The organism is Gluconacetobacter entanii (genome assembly GCF_013155425.1).
Classification (GTDB): Bacteria; Pseudomonadota; Alphaproteobacteria; order Acetobacterales; family Acetobacteraceae; genus Novacetimonas; species Novacetimonas entanii.
On record NZ_JABJWD010000173.1, the window covers coordinates 1 to 553 of the forward strand.

The window sequence follows — 553 nt, forward strand, 5'->3', positions numbered from 1 at the left end:
TTTTTCGGGTGCGGGCGGTGGATGGGGCGGAATGAACGGCCTCGGATATTTCTGGTGGGCATGGGGAAACTGATAAATGTCAACGAATTACTATTTTTCTGCTGCGAACAACGCGTTTTACCCCGTGGTGCTCCAGGCGCGTTATGAGGCGGCGGGAACCTGGCCGACCGACGCCGTTGCCGTGACCGACGCCGTGTTCGAGACTTATGGTTGCAGTACGCCGCCCGCCGGGCAGGTGCGTGGCGCGGCGTCTGATGGAACCCCCACGTGGGTAACGGAAACGCCGCGCGTGATCCCCCTGACGACGCAGGCCGCCAGTGCGCTGGCGCAGGCGCAGCAGACCGTCTGGGCGGAGTACGGTTCGCTCGGGCAGGCTGTCCCCGCCGCGTGGGTCACGTATCAGACCGCCCTGCGGGCGATCGTCAGCGGTACCGATACCACCAGCACGACGCTGCCTGCAGCACCATCATGAGCGGTTTCGTCATCAAGCAGGGAAACACGTTCCGTCTTGCGGCCCTGATCCGAAGCCATGATGGCGCTGTGTTGGACCTGA

1 protein-coding gene is annotated in these 553 nt (G+C 63.7%); it reads left to right on the top strand.

Annotated elements, in window-relative coordinates:
* Window positions 1–76: 76 nt before the first annotated feature.
* Window positions 77–472: a tail fiber assembly protein gene (locus tag HNH97_RS18520; RefSeq protein WP_216657712.1), complete on the top strand. Its 396-nt coding sequence runs from the start codon at window positions 77–79 to the stop codon at window positions 470–472.
* The last annotated feature ends 81 nt before the right edge of the window (window positions 473–553 follow it).